Source organism: Enterobacter cloacae complex sp. SHL022 (assembly GCF_049237785.1).
GTDB classification, from domain to species: Bacteria; Pseudomonadota; Gammaproteobacteria; order Enterobacterales; family Enterobacteriaceae; genus Enterobacter; species Enterobacter hormaechei_C.
This window is the reverse complement of the sequence record NZ_JBMKJH010000007.1, coordinates 1-17,234: the sequence shown is the minus strand read 5'-3', so window position 1 is coordinate 17,234 and position 17,234 is coordinate 1. Positions and strand designations below refer to the sequence as shown.

The 17,234-nt window shown below is 54.7% G+C and carries 14 protein-coding genes and 5 tRNA genes; 15 read left to right on the top strand and 4 right to left on the bottom strand.

The annotated features are described in order from the left end of the window. Window positions 1-14: 14 nt before the first annotated feature. On the bottom strand, window positions 15-677 hold the full coding sequence (locus tag ACOTZD_RS15060; RefSeq protein ID WP_022650190.1) for an OmpA family lipoprotein: 663 nt from the start codon (window positions 675-677) through the stop codon (window positions 15-17). 122 nt (window positions 678-799) lie between these two features. Between ACOTZD_RS15060 and ACOTZD_RS15055 the strand changes: the two genes are divergently transcribed. Next, on the top strand, window positions 800-3,169 hold the full coding sequence (locus ACOTZD_RS15055; RefSeq protein ID WP_174402203.1) for a molybdopterin guanine dinucleotide-containing S/N-oxide reductase: 2,370 nt from the start codon (window positions 800-802) through the stop codon (window positions 3,167-3,169). Here the strand turns inward: ACOTZD_RS15055 and ACOTZD_RS15050 are convergent. Both ACOTZD_RS15050 and tag read right to left on the bottom strand, forming a co-directional pair. Then, window positions 3,138-3,578, bottom strand: coding sequence for an N-acetyltransferase (locus ACOTZD_RS15050; protein WP_022650192.1), 441 nt, complete (start codon window positions 3,576-3,578; stop codon window positions 3,138-3,140). The genes ACOTZD_RS15055 and ACOTZD_RS15050 overlap by 32 nt on opposite strands. Then, complete coding sequence (gene tag / locus ACOTZD_RS15045) at window positions 3,556-4,137, bottom strand: DNA-3-methyladenine glycosylase I (protein WP_022650193.1); 582 nt, start codon at window positions 4,135-4,137, stop codon at window positions 3,556-3,558. The genes ACOTZD_RS15050 and tag overlap by 23 nt, the downstream gene beginning before the upstream one ends. A gap of 160 nt (window positions 4,138-4,297) precedes the next feature. On the opposite strand from tag, the gene ACOTZD_RS15040 reads away from it, so the two are divergent. The 9 genes from ACOTZD_RS15040 (at window position 4,298) to dppF (ending at window position 14,709) form a co-directional block, all read left to right on the top strand. After that, window positions 4,298-4,840, top strand: coding sequence for a lipase (locus ACOTZD_RS15040; protein WP_022650194.1), 543 nt, complete (start codon window positions 4,298-4,300; stop codon window positions 4,838-4,840). A gap of 238 nt (window positions 4,841-5,078) precedes the next feature. Then, the gene (locus tag ACOTZD_RS15035) at window positions 5,079-6,281 is read left to right on the top strand and encodes an L-lactate MFS transporter (RefSeq protein ID WP_174402202.1); all 1,203 of its coding nucleotides are present in this window, start codon (window positions 5,079-5,081) and stop codon (window positions 6,279-6,281) included. 239 nt (window positions 6,282-6,520) lie between these two features. Then, window positions 6,521-8,215, top strand: a complete 1,695-nt coding sequence (eptB, locus tag ACOTZD_RS15030; protein ID WP_023323998.1) for a kdo(2)-lipid A phosphoethanolamine 7''-transferase — start codon at window positions 6,521-6,523, stop codon at window positions 8,213-8,215. A gap of 91 nt (window positions 8,216-8,306) precedes the next feature. After that, window positions 8,307-8,383, top strand: a tRNA-Pro gene (locus ACOTZD_RS15025). 621 nt (window positions 8,384-9,004) lie between these two features. Further along, entirely contained in the window at window positions 9,005-10,612 is a 1,608-nt protein-coding gene (gene dppA, locus ACOTZD_RS15020) for a dipeptide ABC transporter periplasmic-binding protein DppA (protein WP_003860756.1), read from the top strand. Window positions 10,613-10,773: 161 nt separating this feature from the next. Beyond that, complete coding sequence (gene dppB / locus ACOTZD_RS15015; RefSeq protein WP_006810536.1) at window positions 10,774-11,793, top strand: dipeptide ABC transporter permease DppB; 1,020 nt, start codon at window positions 10,774-10,776, stop codon at window positions 11,791-11,793. A 9-nt stretch (window positions 11,794-11,802) separates the two neighbouring features. Continuing rightward, complete coding sequence (gene dppC, locus ACOTZD_RS15010; RefSeq protein ID WP_003862349.1) at window positions 11,803-12,705, top strand: dipeptide ABC transporter permease DppC; 903 nt, start codon at window positions 11,803-11,805, stop codon at window positions 12,703-12,705. A gap of 10 nt (window positions 12,706-12,715) precedes the next feature. Then, entirely contained in the window at window positions 12,716-13,699 is a 984-nt protein-coding gene (gene dppD / locus ACOTZD_RS15005) for a dipeptide ABC transporter ATP-binding protein (protein WP_022650197.1), read from the top strand. Further along, window positions 13,696-14,709, top strand: a complete 1,014-nt coding sequence (dppF, locus tag ACOTZD_RS15000; protein WP_022650198.1) for a dipeptide ABC transporter ATP-binding subunit DppF — start codon at window positions 13,696-13,698, stop codon at window positions 14,707-14,709. The genes dppD and dppF overlap by 4 nt, the downstream gene beginning before the upstream one ends. A 42-nt stretch (window positions 14,710-14,751) precedes the next feature. Here the strand turns inward: dppF and coaA are convergent, their stop codons facing one another. Continuing rightward, window positions 14,752-15,702 carry a type I pantothenate kinase gene (coaA, locus tag ACOTZD_RS14995; RefSeq protein ID WP_015569977.1) on the bottom strand — a complete coding sequence of 317 codons (951 nt, stop codon included), beginning with the start codon at window positions 15,700-15,702 and terminating at the stop codon, window positions 14,752-14,754. Between the two features lie 317 nt (window positions 15,703-16,019). On the opposite strand from coaA, the gene ACOTZD_RS14990 reads away from it, so the two are divergent. The 5 genes from ACOTZD_RS14990 to ACOTZD_RS14970 form a co-directional block, all read left to right on the top strand. Next, window positions 16,020-16,095, top strand: a tRNA-Thr gene (locus ACOTZD_RS14990). Window positions 16,096-16,103: 8 nt separating this feature from the next. Next, a tRNA-Tyr gene (locus ACOTZD_RS14985) sits at window positions 16,104-16,188 on the top strand. Between the two features lie 116 nt (window positions 16,189-16,304). Then, window positions 16,305-16,379: transfer RNA gene (locus ACOTZD_RS14980), tRNA-Gly, on the top strand. Window positions 16,380-16,385: 6 nt separating this feature from the next. After that, window positions 16,386-16,461: transfer RNA gene (locus ACOTZD_RS14975), tRNA-Thr, on the top strand. A 118-nt stretch (window positions 16,462-16,579) separates the two neighbouring features. Beyond that, window positions 16,580-17,234 (top strand): GTP-binding protein (locus ACOTZD_RS14970; protein WP_072078376.1); only part of this gene is annotated, 655 nt, incomplete at its 3' end.

Below are 17,234 nucleotides of genomic sequence, written 5' to 3'. Positions count from 1 at the left end.
CGTTTTGCTTTTACCTACTGCACAGGACTCAACGTAATTTCAACGCGGCGGTTCTGCGCTTTGCCTTCCGCCGTGCTGTTGCTGGCGATCGGGTTAGCCGGACCCATGCCGCTGGTGCGGATGCGGTTCGCTTCTACGCCCTGGGTGATCAGCGAGCTGGCCACGGAATCGGCGCGCTGCTGCGACAGACGCATGTTCAGATCCTGGCTGCCGGTGCTGTCGGTGTAACCAATCACGTTCACGGCAGTTTTATTGTACTCTTTCAGCACTGCGGCCACGCCGGTCAGGGTGTTCGCGCCTGCGGGTTTCAGCGTCGCGCTGCTGCTGTCAAAGGTCACGTTGTTTGGCATGTTCAGGATGATGTTGTCACCGCTGCGCGTCACGCTTACGCCCGTACCTTTCATTTTGTCACGCAGTTTTGCTTCCTGCACGTCCATGTAATAACCCACGCCGCCGCCCAGGGCTGCGCCTGCCGCTGCGCCAATCAGCGCACCTTTGCCGCGATCTTTCTTGGAGGAGGAGAGTACGCCAACGCCAGCGCCTACCAGGGAACCAATACCCGCGCCAATGCCGGATTTGCCCGCTTCGCGTTCACCGGTGTAAGGGTTGGTTGTGCAGCCTGAAACAGCCAGTGCGCCGCTCACCAGAGCGGCAATAACGAGTACGCGTTTTTTCATCTTATTTCCTTAATCCTTTTTATTCTTTGCCACGACGGACGTGGCAGTGGATTATGACGTCCGGATACGGAGAAAATTCAGTGTATAACTCTGAAATTTGTCACAAACGATAAATTGCCTCAATGAAAGGCCGAAACACCTGCACGCAACCAGGAGCGCACGCTTTGAGCACCTCAACAAAAACCATTCTGACCGCCGCCCACTGGGGGCCGATGCTGGTCGAAACCGATGGCGACACTGTGCTGTCGTCTCGCGGGGCTTTGCCTTCGCGCCATCTCAACTCTTTACAGACCGTCGTTCGCGATCAGGTACACAGCAAGACCCGCGTCCGCTGGCCGATGGTGCGTAAAGGCTTTCTGGCGTCACCGGATAAACCGCAGGGTATTCGCGGGCAGGATGAGTTCGTGCGCGTGAGCTGGGACGATGCGCTGGCGCTGATCCATACGCAGCATAAACGCATCCGCGACAGCTATGGCCCGTCGTCCATTTTTGCCGGCTCCTATGGCTGGCGCTCAAACGGCGTGCTGCATAAGGCTGCAACCCTGCTGCAACGCTATATGAGCCTGGCCGGAGGATATACCGGCCATCTGGGTGATTACTCGACCGGCGCGGCGCAGGCGATCATGCCGTATGTCGTGGGCGGGAATGAGGTTTATCAACAGCAGACCAGCTGGCCGCTGGTGCTGGAGCATACAGAGGTGGTGGTGCTGTGGAGCGCCAACCCGCTCAATACCCTGAAAATTGCCTGGAATGCGTCCGACGAGCAGGGCGTTTCCTACTTCGATGCGCTGCGCAAAAGCGGCAAGCGCATCATCTGTATCGATCCGATGCGCTCTGAAACCCTGGATTTCTTCGGCGACAGCGCCGAGTGGATCGCGCCGCATATGGGCACCGACGTGGCGATGATGCTGGGCATCGCCCACACCCTGGTGGAGAACGGCTGGCACGACACGGAATTTCTGGCGCGTTGTACCACGGGGTTCGATAAATTTGCCGACTATCTGACGGGACAAAGCGACGGTATTGCCAAAACCGCAGAGTGGGCCGCGGCGATTTGCGGCGTTAATGCCGTTAAAATCCGCGAACTGGCGGCGTTATTCCATAGCCATGTCACGATGCTCATGTCCGGCTGGGGGATGCAGCGCCAGCAGTTTGGCGAGCAAAAGCACTGGATGCTGGTGACGCTCGCCGCGATGCTTGGGCAGATTGGCACACCCGGCGGCGGTTTTGGCCTTTCCTATCACTTTGCCAACGGCGGCAACCCGACGCGTAAAGCCGCGGTGCTGGCGTCCATGCAGGGCTCGGTGCAGGGTGGCGTGGACGCTGTGGATAAAATTCCGGTGGCACGCATTGTTGAAGCCCTGGAGAACCCCGGCGGGTTTTATCAGCACAACGGTCAGGATCGCTATTTCCCGGATATTAAGTTTATCTGGTGGGCGGGTGGGGCCAACTTCACCCATCACCAGGATACCAACCGCCTAATCCGCGCCTGGCAGAAACCGGAGCTGGTGGTGATCTCGGAGTGCTTCTGGACTGCGTCAGCGAAACATGCCGATATCGTTTTGCCTGCCACGACCTCGTTCGAGCGTAACGATCTCACCATGACGGGGGATTACAGCAACCAGCATATGGTGCCGATGAAGCGCGTCGTGGCTCCCCGGGATGAAGCGCGGGATGATTTCGACGTCTTTGCCGACCTGAGTGAAATGTGGGAAGCGGGCGGGCGGGAGCGTTTCACCGAGGGCAAAACGGATCTGCAATGGCTGGAAACATTTTACCAGATTGCCAGCCAGCGCGGGGCTGCGCAGGGCGTGTCCCTGCCGCCATTTGCTGAGTTCTGGGAGGCGAATCAACTCTTCGAAATGCCAGAAAGCGAGCAGAACGCGCGGTTTGTGCGCTTTGCTGACTTCCGTCGCGATCCGGAGAATCACCCGTTAAAAACCGAAAGCGGGAAGATTGTGATCTACAGCGAACGCATCGCCAGCTTTGGCTACGCGGACTGTCCGCCGCATCCGGCGTGGCTGGAGCCGGACGAATGGCATGGCAATGCGCAGCCGGGGCAGCTTCAGCTGCTGTCTGCCCATCCTGCCCATCGTCTGCACAGCCAGCTCAACTATTCGGCTCTGCGCGAGCAGTATGCGGTGGCGGGTCGTGAGCCGATCGCGCTGAATAGCGACGATGCAAAGGCGCGGGGGATTAACGACGGCGATCTCGTTCGGGTCTGGAACGCGCGCGGGCAGGTGCTGGCAGGCGCCGTGGTGAGTGACGGGATCCGCCCTGGCGTTTTCTGCATTCATCAGGGCGCATGGCCGGATCTGGCGCTGGACGAGGGCGGTATTTGTAAGAACGGCGCCGTAAACGTGCTGACCAAAGATCTCCCCAGCTCGAAGCTGGGGAATGGCTGCGCGGGGAATACGGCGCTGGCATGGGTGGAGAAATATGAGGGGCCGGCGCTTACCCTTACGGCGTTTGATCCGCCTGCCAGCTCATGATCCACGTCGGGTGTTGGGTATCATCCTGCCAGGCGCTGTCTTCGATGCGAAAACCCTGAGCATGATAGAAATTCACCGCCCGCACGTTTTTCTGGTACACCTCCAGGGTTAAATACGGGTAGTGCTGCTGAACGTGGTTCAGCAGCGCACGCCCAATCCCCTTTCCGATGAACGCCGGGGCGACAAACAGCGCCCCCACGAACTGGAACTGCATGACGCTGATAAAACCGCACAGGGTACCGTTTTCTTCCCAGACCCAGGTCTCGGCGGCGGGAAGGTATTCATCCCGCACTACCGCTTCATTCGCTTGCCAGTAACTTGCGTCGATAAACGGATGCGCCTCGGTGGTGCTCTCCAGCCACAGACTCAAAAGCGGCGCGGTGTTCTCACTTTGCCATTTGCGGATCATGGTGGCCCTCCGGATGGCAGAAGCAGCCCGTAATGTGGTCATTGACCAGCCCGCAGGCCTGCATAAAGGAGTAACAGATGGTGGTGCCCACAAACTTAAAGCCGCGTTTTTTCAGCGCTTTCGACAGGGCATCTGAGGCGGGGGTCGACGTTGGGATCTCTGCAAGCGTGGCGGCCTGCGTCACCTTCGGCTCGTTATCCACAAACGACCAGACAAATGCTGAAAAGGGTTCGCCATTTTGCTCCATCGCCAGATAAGCACGCGCGTTACCAATAATGGCCTGAATTTTACCGCGATGGCGGATGATACCGGTATCCAGAACCAGCTTTTGTACGTCGTCGTCGGTCATGGCGGCAACCGCAGCCGGATCGAACTGGTGGAAGGCTTTGCGATAGTTCTCACGCTTTTTCAGAACGGTGATCCACGACAGCCCGGCCTGCTGGCCTTCAAGGCAAATCATTTCAAATAGTTTTTTACCGTCGGTTTCCGGTACGCCCCATTCCTTGTCGTGATAATCGATATAAAGCTGATCCTGGCTTACCCAGCCGCAACGTTGCATAGGTCATCTCCCTTCCTGATACGGTAAACGCAAAAATTTCAATCTGCCCGGCTTGACGTGTCTGCTAAAGAGACAATAGTTAATACAGGGCTATACGCCCTAATACCTCTTCGAACAATGACATATATCGCCGAACTCGGCTCTTTCTGGAGTCGCTTTGATGATGATAAAAAAAATCAGTGGTCGCCATGCTGCTTCTGGCCTGGTGGGTGTTTCAGTCTGCCTGCTTTTTTGTCACACCGCTTTTGCGTGGCAACAGGAATATATCGTTTCAGATGCACAAAGTAATACGACGGAACGTTATACATGGGACGCCGATCACCAACCTCGTTATGAAGATATTCTCGCGGAGCGTATTAACCGCACGCAGAATGCTACGGGGTTTACCCTGAACGATCCCTCCGGTTCGGATGCGGAAACCGTTCTGAGCGTTGGCTGGAATTTTCCCGTGGCGGGACATTTCACCACCGGGCCCGTCATGGCGTGGCGCACTGATGGCGCTCCCCCTGTAACGGTGAATGCGTTTGAGGATACAACCACCACGCAGTCGCTTACCGATCCCCTCTGGCATGCCAGCGTGAACTCATTGGGTTGGCGTGTTGATACGCAGTATGGTGATTTACACCCCTGGGCGAAGATCAGCTATAACCAGCAAACTGAAGAAGAATATTTATATACGCTGGGATTGAGCGCCAAATTTTAAGGGTTGTTATTTTTTTAAACGATACGATAACATATTTAATACAATTATGACGGGGTCTGGAGCGATAGTGCCCACTAACAGAACAGCGCTTCATTCCCCGGCAAGGTCATTCATTCCAGATCCCAGGCATTTCATTCCTTCTCTCCTGCATTTCATTCCGTTTTTCCCCAACGCTATAAAGGTTTTGTTTATCGTTGTCCTCAGCGAATTTCCATAATTTATCTTGCAGGACACTGCCATGAACACATCAACTTATAACCGCACGCGTTGGCTGACGCTATTCGGCACCATCGTTACCCAGTTCGCACTGGGATCGGTCTATACCTGGAGCCTGTTTAACAGCGCCCTGTCCGATAAGCTCGGCGCGCCGATAAGCCAGGTGGCATTCTCCTTCGGCTTGCTGAGTCTTGGGTTAGCAATTTCCTCTTCCGTGGCGGGCAAACTTCAGGAACGTTTCGGCGTGAAGCGTGTAACCATGGCATCCGGGATCTTGCTGGGCTTGGGATTCTTCCTGACGGCATATTCTAACAACCTGATGATGCTGTGGCTGAGCGCCGGGGTGCTGGTGGGGCTGGCGGACGGCGCAGGTTATCTGCTGACGCTGTCTAACTGCGTGAAGTGGTTCCCGGAGCGTAAAGGGCTTATCTCCGCATTTGCCATTGGTTCATATGGCCTGGGCAGCCTCGGCTTCAAATTCATCGATGCGCATCTGCTGGCCTCGGTTGGGCTTGAGAAAACCTTTATGATCTGGGGCGTGATTGTGCTGGTAATGATCCTCTTCGGCGCCACGCTGATGAAAGATGCGCCGCAGCAGGAAGTGAAAACCGTTAACGGCGTGGTGGAGAACGATTTCACCCTCGCTCAGTCCATGCGTAAGCCGCAGTACTGGATGCTGGCGGTGATGTTCCTGACGGCCTGCATGAGCGGTCTGTATGTCATCGGTGTGGCGACAGATATCGCGCAGGGAATGGTAAAACTGGACGCGGCGACGGCGGCGAACGCCGTAACGGTCATCTCTATCGCTAACCTCTCGGGTCGTCTGGTACTGGGTATCTTGTCTGACAAAATCGCCCGGATCCGCGTGATTACGCTGGGGCAGGTGATCTCCCTGGTGGGTATGGCAGCACTGCTGTTCGCTCCGCTGAACGAGGCGACATTCTTTGCGGCGATAGCCTGCGTAGCCTTTAACTTTGGCGGCACTATTACCGTCTTCCCGTCGCTGGTGAGCGAGTTCTTCGGCCTGAACAACCTGGCGAAAAACTACGGCGTGATTTATCTCGGCTTCGGTATCGGCAGTATTTGCGGTTCACTGATTGCCTCGCTGTTTGGTGGCTTCTACGTGACATTCTGCGTGATATTTGCCTTGCTGATTATTTCGCTGGCGCTGTCCACCACGATTCGTCAGCCGCAGCGCGAGGTATATAAAGAAGCGCATGCATGATTCGATAAAAAGGGGCCGCAGGGCCTCTTTTATTTATTTCTAAATCGCTTCCGGACTTGCTATTTTGTAAAAATCTTCATCGATTCACATTCTCTGCTGCCACTTTTCTTTCCTGCTGTGGTCTACTTATCGCGCTTGTAGACGTTTCTGATAACGGTTTCTCTCGCATCTACTTACTCTGTCAGCTTTCTCACTGAGATTCGGCGGGTCTTTATACCCCTTCCCCCAGGGTTGTTTGCATGAAATATATTAGGTCTCTTACCCAGCAAAGATTGTGTCTGATGCTGGCTGTCTATATCGGTTTGTTTCTGAATGGCGCGGTGCTGTTCAGACGAGTGGAAGGTTATTTCGAACACCTCACTGTAAGAAATGGAATTTTTGCCGCGATTGAAGTGTTTGGCTCAATTCTGGCGACCTTCTTCCTGCTACGTCTGCTCTCGCTTTTTGGCAGACGTACATGGCAGGTTCTGGCCTCGCTGGTGGTGATTATCTCCGCCGCCGCAAGCTATTACATGACATTCATGAATGTGGTCATTGGCTACGGTATTGTGGCCTCGGTGATGACCACGGACATCGACCTCTCGAAAGAGGTGGTGGGTCAAGGGTTCATCCTGTGGACGATTCTGACCTGCCTGATCCCGCTCTTCTTTATCTGGAGTAACACCTGCCGCTACACCCTGTTACGCCAGCTGCGTACCCGGGGACAGCGCATCCGCAACGTCGCCGTCGTTCTTCTGGCGGGTCTGCTGGTGTGGGCGCCTATTCGCCTGATGGAAAAACAGCAAAAAAGGATCGAAAAAGCGACAGGCGTGGATATGCCAAGCTACGGCGGCGTGGTGGCTAACTCGTATCTGCCGTCTAACTGGCTGTCGGCGTTAGGTCTTTATGCCTGGGCTCAGGCGGACGAATCCAGCGATGTGAAATCGCTGATTAACCCAACCAAAAAGTTCACCTACCAGGCTCCGGCTGACGGGCTGGATGATACTTACGTGGTCTTCGTTATCGGCGAAACGACGCGCTGGGATCATATGGGTATCCTCGGTTATGACCGCGATACCACCCCGAAACTGGCGCAGGAAAAGAATCTTGTAGCTTACCGCGGCTACTCCTGCGATACCGCCACGAAGCTCTCGTTGCGCTGTATGTTTGTTCGTGAGGGCGGTGCGAGTGATAATCCTCAGCGCACTCTCAAAGAGCAAAACGTGTTTGCTGTTCTGAAGCAGCTTGGATTTAGCTCCGATCTGTTCGCCATGCAAAGTGAGATGTGGTTCTACACCAACACCATGGCGGATAACATCGCCTACCGCGAGCAGATTGGCGCCGAGCCGCGTAACCGCGGAAAGAACGTTGATGACATGCTGCTGCTCTCTGAGATGGAACAGTCACTGAAAAACCATCCGCAGGGTAAGCATCTTATTGTTCTGCATACCAAAGGGTCACACTACAGCTACTATCAGCGTTACACGCGCGATTTCGCCAAATGGACGCCTGAGTGCGTCGGCATTAACAAGAACTGTAGCAAGCAGGAGCTGATCAATGCCTATGATAACTCGATTCTGTATGTGGATACCTTCCTCAGTCGGGTGATCGACCAGCTTCGCGATAAGAAAGCGATTGTGATCTACGCGGCCGACCACGGCGAGTCCATCAACGAGAAAGAGCATTTACACGGTACGCCGCGTAAGCTGGCCCCGCCTGAGCAGTTCCGCGTGCCGATGATCATGTGGATGTCGGATAAGTACCTGGAAAATCCGGACAAAGCCAAAATGTTTGCCCATCTGAAACAGCAGGCAGAGATCAAGGTACCGCGCCGTCACGTTGAGCTGTACGACACCATTATGGGCTGTCTCGGCTATACCTCACCGAACGGTGGGATTAACGAAAACAACAACTGGTGTAAACTCCCTGATAACACCACAAAAGCCGCGCAGTAGCTGGTCTGGCGAGAATATCGCCAGTTGAATGGCTTTTTGAAAATAAGGGATTGACGGGGGCGCACCTCAGCAGTAAGATGCGCTCCGCATTCGGCGAGTAGCGCAGCTTGGTAGCGCAACTGGTTTGGGACCAGTGGGTCGGAGGTTCGAATCCTCTCTCGCCGACCACATTCTAAAAAGGGCTAACCGCAAGGTTAGCCCTTTTTGCATTAACGCGTTACCCCGCACGAGTCCTCAAAATACCCCTTAGCCCTGCTTCCCCCTGCCTGCTTGCGGTTTTGTGACATAATCCATTGTATTTTTTTATATATAGTTTGATCTTTTTTCGCGTTGCTTATGGATAACCTCAGCATTTTTCGCTGTGCGTTTTAACGTTCGCGGTATTTAGTGCTCAGATAATCACCATCCTGTAAGAAAATTTACCCATTCTGAATAAAACTTAATCACTGAGTGTTGCGAAATATGAAGATAATTGTGCTGCATCATGGCGAGTAGCATAAATTTCTCTGCTGAAAACTCACGGTCAGGGTTTTTTTAATCTTTGTTTGCGGTTTCTCACACTCCACGTAAATCCCCGCCACCTGTATTGACGTTTTCACATTCTGTTGACAGATTGTAGGGCACGAGGGGCATTTCAGGGAGGATCTGCGCTGCAACTCAAACGCTCTTCTGAAAGGATTCTCTATCCCTTTTAACGCCTTCGGGCATCACCGACCGGACCGGGTAAAAAATAAATAAAGGTCAGGCGGCGTAACACAACAAAGCAAAACATCACATTGGAGCACAATAATGAGTATTTCCTTGAAGAAGTCAGGGATGCTGAAGCTTGGTCTGAGCCTGGTGGCCATGACCGTTGCAGCAAGCGTACAGGCAAAAACCCTGGTTTACTGTTCTGAAGGCTCTCCGGAAGGCTTTAACCCACAGCTCTTTACCTCTGGTACGACTTACGACGCAAGCTCTGTACCGATCTATAACCGTCTGGTTGAATTTAAAACCGGCACCACGGAAGTGATTCCTGGCCTGGCTGAAAAGTGGGATATCAGCGAAGACGGTAAAACCTATACCTTCCACCTGCGTCAGGGCGTGAAGTGGCAGGACAGCAAAGAATTTAAACCTACGCGCGACTTTAACGCCGACGACGTTGTGTTCTCCTTCGACCGTCAGAAAAATGCCCAGAACCCGTACCATAAAGTGTCTGGCGGCAGCTATGAATACTTCGAAGGGATGGGTCTGCCAGACCTGATCGCTGAAGTGAAAAAAGTGGACGATAAAACCGTCCAGTTTGTGCTGACGCGTCCGGAAGCGCCATTCCTGGCTGACCTGGCGATGGACTTCGCCTCGATTCTCTCTAAAGAGTACGCTGACAACATGCTGAAAGCCGGCACTCCGGAAAAAGTGGACCTGAACCCAATCGGTACCGGCCCGTTCCAGCTGCTTCAGTACCAGAAAGATTCCCGTATTCTGTATAAAGCCTTCCCGGGCTACTGGGGCACCAAGCCGCAGATCGACCGTCTGGTCTTCTCCATCACGCCTGACGCATCCGTGCGTTACGCAAAATTGCAGAAAAACGAATGTCAGGTGATGCCGTATCCAAACCCGGCTGACATCGCGCGCATGAAGCAGGACAAAAATATCAACCTGCTGGAGCAGGCGGGCCTGAACGTGGGTTATCTCTCCTTCAACACCGAGAAGAAACCGTTCGATGACGTGAAAGTGCGTCAGGCGCTGACCTACGCGGTGAACAAAGAAGCGATCATCAAAGCCGTTTACCAGGGCGCAGGCGTTGCGGCCAAGAACCTGATCCCACCAACCATGTGGGGCTATAACGACGACATTAAGGACTACACCTACGATCCTGAGAAAGCGAAAGCGCTGCTGAAAGAAGCGGGCCAGGACAAAGGCTTTACCGTTGAGCTGTGGGCGATGCCGGTACAGCGTCCTTACAACCCGAACGCACGCCGTATGGCGGAAATGGTTCAGGCTGACTGGGCGAAGATTGGCGTACAGGCCAAGATTGTGACCTACGAGTGGGGCGAGTACCTGAAGCGCGCCAAAGCGGGTGAACACCAGGCGGTCATGATGGGCTGGACCGGTGACAACGGGGATCCGGACAACTTCTTCGCGACCCTGTTCAGCTGTGCGGCAGCGAAAGACGGTTCTAACTATTCTCGCTGGTGCTACAAGCCGTTTGAAGATCTGATCCAGCCGGCGCGTGCGACCGACGATCACAACAAACGTATCGAACTGTATAAGCAAGCGCAGGTTGTCATGCACGATCAGGCTCCGGCGCTGATTGTTGCTCACTCCACCGTGTACGAGCCAGTGCGTAAAGAAGTGAAGGGCTACGTGGTCGATCCACTGGGCAAACACCACTTCGAAAACGTGTCTGTTGAATAATAAGTAGGGTGTTCTCCCTCTCCCTGTGGGAGAGGGCAGGGGTGAGGGGCGTGCATGCACCCCCTCACCCTAACCCTCTCCCACAGGGAGAGGGAATTTACATTTGTGAGCAATACAGACGTCACGCCACTGAGTGTGCGTCATCAGAGAGAATCCGGGTTATGTTGCAGTTCATCCTCCGACGTCTGGGACTGGTTATCCCGACGTTTATCGGTATCACCCTTCTCACTTTTGCCTTCGTCCATATGATCCCGGGTGATCCGGTGATGATTATGGCGGGCGAGCGTGGTATCTCCCCTGAACGTCATGCGCAACTGCTGGCTGAACTCGGCCTTGATAAGCCGATGTGGCAGCAGTATCTCCACTATATCTGGGGCGTGTTGCACGGCGATTTAGGGATTTCACTGAAAAGCCGTCTTCCGGTGTGGGACGAGTTCGTACCTCGCTTTAAAGCGACGCTGGAACTCGGTATCTGCGCCATGATCTTCGCGACCGCGGTAGGGATCCCCGTTGGCGTACTGGCTGCCGTTAAACGTGGCTCTATTTTTGACCACACCGCTGTTGGCCTGGCACTGACCGGCTACTCCATGCCTATCTTCTGGTGGGGCATGATGCTGATCATGCTGGTCTCGGTGCAGTGGAACCTGACGCCGGTCTCCGGACGCGTCAGCGATATGGTTTTCCTTGACGACACCAATCCGTTAACCGGCTTTATGCTGATTGATACAGCGATCTGGGGCGAAGAGGGCAACTTCATTGATGCGGTTGCGCACATGATCCTGCCTGCAATGGTGTTGGGCACCATCCCTCTGGCGGTGATCGTGCGTATGACCCGTTCCTCCATGCTGGAAGTGCTGGGCGAGGATTATATTCGTACTGCCCGCGCTAAAGGCCTGACCCGTATGCGCGTCATCATCATTCATGCCCTGCGAAACGCTATGCTGCCGGTGGTAACCGTTATCGGTTTGCAGGTCGGTACGCTGCTGGCGGGGGCGATCCTGACCGAAACCATCTTCTCCTGGCCGGGTCTTGGACGCTGGCTGATTGATGCGCTGCAACGCCGTGACTATCCGGTTGTGCAGGGCGGTGTACTGCTGGTCGCGACGATGATTATTCTCGTCAACCTGCTGGTCGATTTGCTGTACGGCGTGGTGAACCCGCGTATTCGTCATAAGAAGTAAGGGGCCATCATGTCACAAGTTACTCAAAATAAAGTGGTCACCGCACCGGTGCCAATGACGCCGATGCAGGAATTCTGGCACTACTTCAAGCGCAACAAAGGCGCGGTCGTCGGGCTGGTGTATGTTTCCATCATGATCCTGATTGCGGTGTTTGCGAACGTCCTTGCGCCGTATAACCCGGCTGATCAGTTCCGCGATGCGCTGCTGGCACCTCCTGCATGGCAGGACGGCGGAAGCCTGGCGCACCTGCTGGGCACCGACGACGTGGGTCGCGATGTGCTTTCGCGCCTGATGTACGGCGCACGCCTGTCGCTGCTGGTTGGCTGCCTCGTTGTCGTACTGTCGCTGATCATGGGGATCGTACTCGGCCTGGTGGCAGGCTACTTCGGCGGCATTGTTGATAACATCATCATGCGCGTCGTCGACATTATGCTGGCATTACCAAGCCTGCTGCTGGCGCTGGTGCTGGTGGCGATCTTCGGTCCGTCGATTGGTAACGCCGCGCTTGCGCTGACGTTTGTTGCGCTACCGCACTATGTGCGTCTGACCCGTGCGGCGGTGCTGGTGGAAGTGAACCGCGACTACGTTACCGCCTCTCGCGTGGCGGGTGCCGGTGCGATGCGTCAGATGTTTATCAATATCTTCCCAAACTGCCTTGCGCCGCTGATTGTTCAGGCGTCGCTCGGTTTCTCTAACGCCATTCTTGATATGGCCGCTCTTGGCTTCCTTGGCATGGGTGCGCAGCCGCCAACACCGGAGTGGGGCACCATGCTCTCCGACGTGTTGCAGTTCGCGCAAAGCGCCTGGTGGGTCGTCACCTTCCCGGGTCTGGCGATTCTGCTGACGGTGCTGGCATTTAACCTGATGGGTGATGGTCTGCGTGATGCACTTGATCCCAAACTGAAGCAGTAAGAGGCACGAGATGGCGTTATTAAATGTAAATAAATTATCCGTGCACTTTGGCGACGAAGGCACACCGTTTCGCGCCGTGGACCGTATCAGCTACAGCGTTAATCAGGGCGAAGTGGTCGGGATTGTAGGAGAGTCGGGCTCCGGTAAGTCAGTGAGTTCGCTGGCGATTATGGGGCTGATTGACTACCCCGGCCGCGTGATGGCAGAAAATCTGGAGTTCAACGGTCAGGATCTGAAGCGTATTTCCGAAAAACAGCGCCGCCAGCTGGTGGGCGCGGAAGTGGCGATGATCTTCCAGGACCCCATGACCAGCCTGAACCCATGCTACACCGTGGGTTTCCAGATTATGGAAGCGATTAAGGTGCATCAGGGTGGGAATAAGAAAACCCGTCGCCAGCGTGCTATCGATCTGCTGAACCAGGTGGGGATACCTGACCCAGCATCGCGTCTGGACGTTTACCCGCATCAGCTTTCCGGCGGCATGAGTCAGCGCGTGATGATCGCCATGGCGATTGCCTGTCGACCAAAACTGCTGATTGCCGATGAACCAACTACCGCGCTGGACGTGACCATCCAGGCGCAAATCATCGAGCTGCTGCTGGAGTTGCAGCAGAAAGAGAATATGGCGCTGGTGCTGATTACGCACGACCTGGCGCTGGTGGCGGAAGCGGCACACAAAATCATCGTGATGTACGCGGGTCAGGTGGTGGAGACCGGAAGTTCGCACGATATCTTCCGCGCGCCGCGTCATCCGTATACGCAGGCGTTGCTGCGTGCGCTGCCGGAGTTTGCCCAGGACAAAGCGCGTCTGGCGTCACTGCCGGGTGTGGTTCCGGGTAAATATGACCGTCCGCAGGGCTGCCTGCTGAATCCGCGCTGCCCGTATGCGACAGATAAATGCCGCGCCGAGGAGCCAGAGCTGAATCTGCTGGCCGATGGTCGGCAGTCAAAATGCCACTACCCACTCGATGATGCCGGGAGGCCAACACTATGAGTACGCACCAGGCCACCACGCAACAGCCGCTGTTGCAGGCTATCGACCTGAAAAAACATTACCCGGTGAAGAAGGGGATTTTTGCCCCCGAGCGCCTGGTAAAAGCGCTGGACGGCGTCTCCTTCAGCCTTGAACGCGGTAAAACGCTGGCGGTCGTCGGGGAGTCGGGCTGTGGGAAATCCACGCTGGGCCGTCTGCTGACGATGATTGAAACGCCAACCGGCGGCGAGCTTTACTATCAGGGCCAGGATCTGCTCAAGCACGATCCGCAGGCGCAGAAGCTGCGTCGCCAGAAAATCCAGATTGTGTTCCAGAACCCGTACGGTTCTTTAAACCCGCGTAAAAAAGTGGGGCAGATTCTGGAAGAACCGCTGCTGATTAACAGCAATCTGAGCAAAGAGCAGCGTCGTGAAAAAGCGCTGGCGATGATGGCGAAGGTGGGGCTTAAAACCGAGCATTACGATCGCTACCCGCATATGTTCTCTGGTGGTCAGCGTCAGCGTATTGCCATCGCTCGTGGGCTGATGCTTGACCCGGACGTGGTGATTGCCGATGAGCCGGTCTCAGCGCTTGACGTGTCCGTTCGCGCGCAGGTGCTTAACCTGATGATGGATTTACAGCAGGATCTGGGACTGTCGTACGTCTTCATCTCCCATGACCTGTCCGTGGTCGAGCACATTGCCGATGAGGTGATGGTGATGTATCTGGGACGCTGCGTGGAGAAGGGGACGAAAGATCAGATCTTTACTAACCCGCGTCATCCGTATACCCAGGCACTGCTGTCTGCGACGCCGCGGCTGAACCCGGATGACCGCCGTGAGCGCATTAAGCTGACCGGTGAGTTGCCAAGCCCGCTTAACCCGCCGCCGGGATGTGCGTTTAACGCCCGCTGCCGTCGCCGCTTCGGTCCGTGTACGCAGTTGCAGCCACAGCTAAAGGATTATGGTGGACAGCTGGTGGCCTGCTTCGCGGTCGATCAGGATGAAAACGGCGAAAAGCCGCATGCATAAATAAAAAAACCGGCGATAAGCCGGTTTTTTTACGTCTGAGGTCTACTTCCGTAAACGAATCTGGTCGACGGCGTGTTTCTCACTCTTGGTGAGGATCAGGCTTGCGCGTTCGCGCGTCGGCAGGATGTTCTCTTTGAGGTTGACGTAGTTGATCTCATTCCACAGCCCGGTCGCCACGCTGATAGCCTCTTCTTCAGAGAGCTGGGCGTAGTTGTGGAAGTAGGAATCCGGGTCGGTGAACGCCCCTTCGCGGAACTTCAGGAAGCGGTTGATATACCAGCGTTGCAGCAAATCTTCCGGCGCATCGACATAGATTGAGAAATCGACAAAGTCAGAGACAAACACATGATGCGGATCGTGAGGGTAATCCATCCCGCTTTGCAGGACGTTTAAGCCTTCCAGAATCAGGATGTCGGGCTGCACAACCGTTTTGTCGCCATCCGGGATGCGGTCGTAGATCAGATGTGAGTAAACCGGCGCGGTAACGTGAGGTACGCCCGATTTTAGATCTGAAACAAACTTTACCAGGCGGTGCATATCATAAGAGAGCGGGAAGCCCTTCTTTTTCATCAGGCCGCGTTCTTTCAACACCTCGTTGGGATGCAGGAAGCCGTCGGTGGTGATCAGCTCCACGCTGCGGTGTTCCGGCCAGCGGCTCAGCAGCGCCTGAAGCACGCGCGCGGTGGTACTTTTACCCACTGCCACGCTGCCCGCAATACTGATGATATAAGGAATACGTTGACCGTTCGTGCCGAGGAACTGTTCCAGGACGGCCTGACGACGCAAATTGGAGCTGATATAGAAGTTAAGCAAGCGAGAGAGGGGGAGATAGATTTCTGCCACCTCTTCCAGGGAGAGATCTTCGTTTATCCCTTTTAGCCGTGCGATTTCACCTTCCGTCAGTGTCATAGGGACGGAGTCACGCAGGGCTGCCCACTGGCTACGGTTAAACTGAAGATAGGGCGTCATTAACGTTTGCTCTTTTTTGCTCATAAGCATGCTTCTGTGAACCATCACGAAACGGCGGGTGCGGGCTCATCACATAGTTAATTTTGGACAATGGGCAGGAGGTTAACACCAGATGAGAGGAATAATAAGAAAAAATATGGGAAAGCGATGCTTAACCGGGCAGGTATCACGTGGGGCTATAGCGTGCCGAAATCAGGCGTTCATGTTGAATTTTTAACCGTGAGCGGATGAATTTACAGCGGTTAGCCCTGGTTTCGAATAAAATGTGAGCGAAAGAACGTTTTATGCAATTTTTTAGTTGCATGACTGCGCAGGTCTCCATAGAATGCGCGCTACTTGATGCCGACTTAGCTCAGTAGGTAGAGCAACTGACTTGTAATCAGTAGGTCACCAGTTCGATTCCGGTAGTCGGCACCATCAAGTCCGGTGGGGTTCCCGAGCGGCCAAAGGGAGCAGACTGTAAATCTGCCGTCACAGACTTCGAAGGTTCGAATCCTTCCCCCACCACCACTTTCTGGCAGCGTCAACGCCGCCGGAGCTGGTTGGAAAAATTGACCAGCTCGAACAGAAAAGAGAGAAATCTCTTTTTTTGTTACAGAAAGAACTGGGTAGCCGAGTTTCAGGATGCGGGCATCGTATAATGGCTATTACCTCAGCCTTCCAAGCTGATGATGCGGGTTCGATTCCCGCTGCCCGCTCCAATACGTGCTGATATGGCTCAGTTGGTAGAGCGCACCCTTGGTAAGGGTGAGGTCCCCAGTTCGACTCTGGGTATCAGCACCACTTCACTTCTCCCTCCCTTTCTCTCTGTTTCAATGTAAATGTATTCAACAGTTCAGGCATTTTCGCCTGGTTGATGTGGTGATATCACCGATTTATCCGTGTCTTAGAGGGACAATCGATGTCTAAAGAAAAGTTTGAACGTACAAAACCGCACGTTAACGTCGGTACTATCGGCCACGTTGACCATGGTAAAACAACGCTGACCGCTGCAATCACTACCGTACTGGCTAAAACCTACGGCGGTGCTGCTCGTGCTTTCGACCAGATCGATAACGCACCAGAAGAAAAAGCTCGTGGTATCACCATCAACACTTCTCACGTTGAGTATGACACCCCGACTCGCCACTACGCACACGTAGACTGCCCAGGCCACGCCGACTATGTTAAAAACATGATCACCGGTGCTGCGCAGATGGACGGCGCGATCCTGGTTGTTGCTGCGACTGACGGCCCTATGCCTCAGACTCGTGAGCACATCCTGCTGGGTCGTCAGGTAGGCGTTCCTTACATCATCGTGTTCCTGAACAAGTGCGACATGGTTGATGACGAAGAGCTGCTGGAACTGGTAGAGATGGAAGTTCGTGAACTGCTGTCTCAGTACGATTTCCCAGGCGACGACACTCCAATCGTTCGTGGTTCCGCGCTGAAAGCGCTGGAAGGCGATGCAGAGTGGGAAGCGAAAATCATCGAACTGGCTGGCTTCCTGGATTCTTACATCCCAGAACCAGAGCGTGCGATTGACAAGCCATTCCTGCTGCCAATCGAAGACGTAT

Coding starts and splice junctions, on each gene's coding strand:
- ACOTZD_RS15060 (WP_022650190.1), bottom strand. CDS start 677: ATGAAAAAACGCGTACTCGTTATTGCCGCTCTGGTGAGCGGCGCACTG.
- ACOTZD_RS15055 (WP_174402203.1), top strand. CDS start 800: ATGAAAGGCCGAAACACCTGCACGCAACCAGGAGCGCACGCTTTGAGC.
- ACOTZD_RS15050 (WP_022650192.1), bottom strand. CDS start 3,578: ATGATCCGCAAATGGCAAAGTGAGAACACCGCGCCGCTTTTGAGTCTG.
- tag (WP_022650193.1), bottom strand. CDS start 4,137: ATGCAACGTTGCGGCTGGGTAAGCCAGGATCAGCTTTATATCGATTAT.
- ACOTZD_RS15040 (WP_022650194.1), top strand. CDS start 4,298: ATGATGATAAAAAAAATCAGTGGTCGCCATGCTGCTTCTGGCCTGGTG.
- ACOTZD_RS15035 (WP_174402202.1), top strand. CDS start 5,079: ATGAACACATCAACTTATAACCGCACGCGTTGGCTGACGCTATTCGGC.
- eptB (WP_023323998.1), top strand. CDS start 6,521: ATGAAATATATTAGGTCTCTTACCCAGCAAAGATTGTGTCTGATGCTG.
- dppA (WP_003860756.1), top strand. CDS start 9,005: ATGAGTATTTCCTTGAAGAAGTCAGGGATGCTGAAGCTTGGTCTGAGC.
- dppB (WP_006810536.1), top strand. CDS start 10,774: ATGTTGCAGTTCATCCTCCGACGTCTGGGACTGGTTATCCCGACGTTT.
- dppC (WP_003862349.1), top strand. CDS start 11,803: ATGTCACAAGTTACTCAAAATAAAGTGGTCACCGCACCGGTGCCAATG.
- dppD (WP_022650197.1), top strand. CDS start 12,716: ATGGCGTTATTAAATGTAAATAAATTATCCGTGCACTTTGGCGACGAA.
- dppF (WP_022650198.1), top strand. CDS start 13,696: ATGAGTACGCACCAGGCCACCACGCAACAGCCGCTGTTGCAGGCTATC.
- coaA (WP_015569977.1), bottom strand. CDS start 15,702: ATGAGCAAAAAAGAGCAAACGTTAATGACGCCCTATCTTCAGTTTAAC.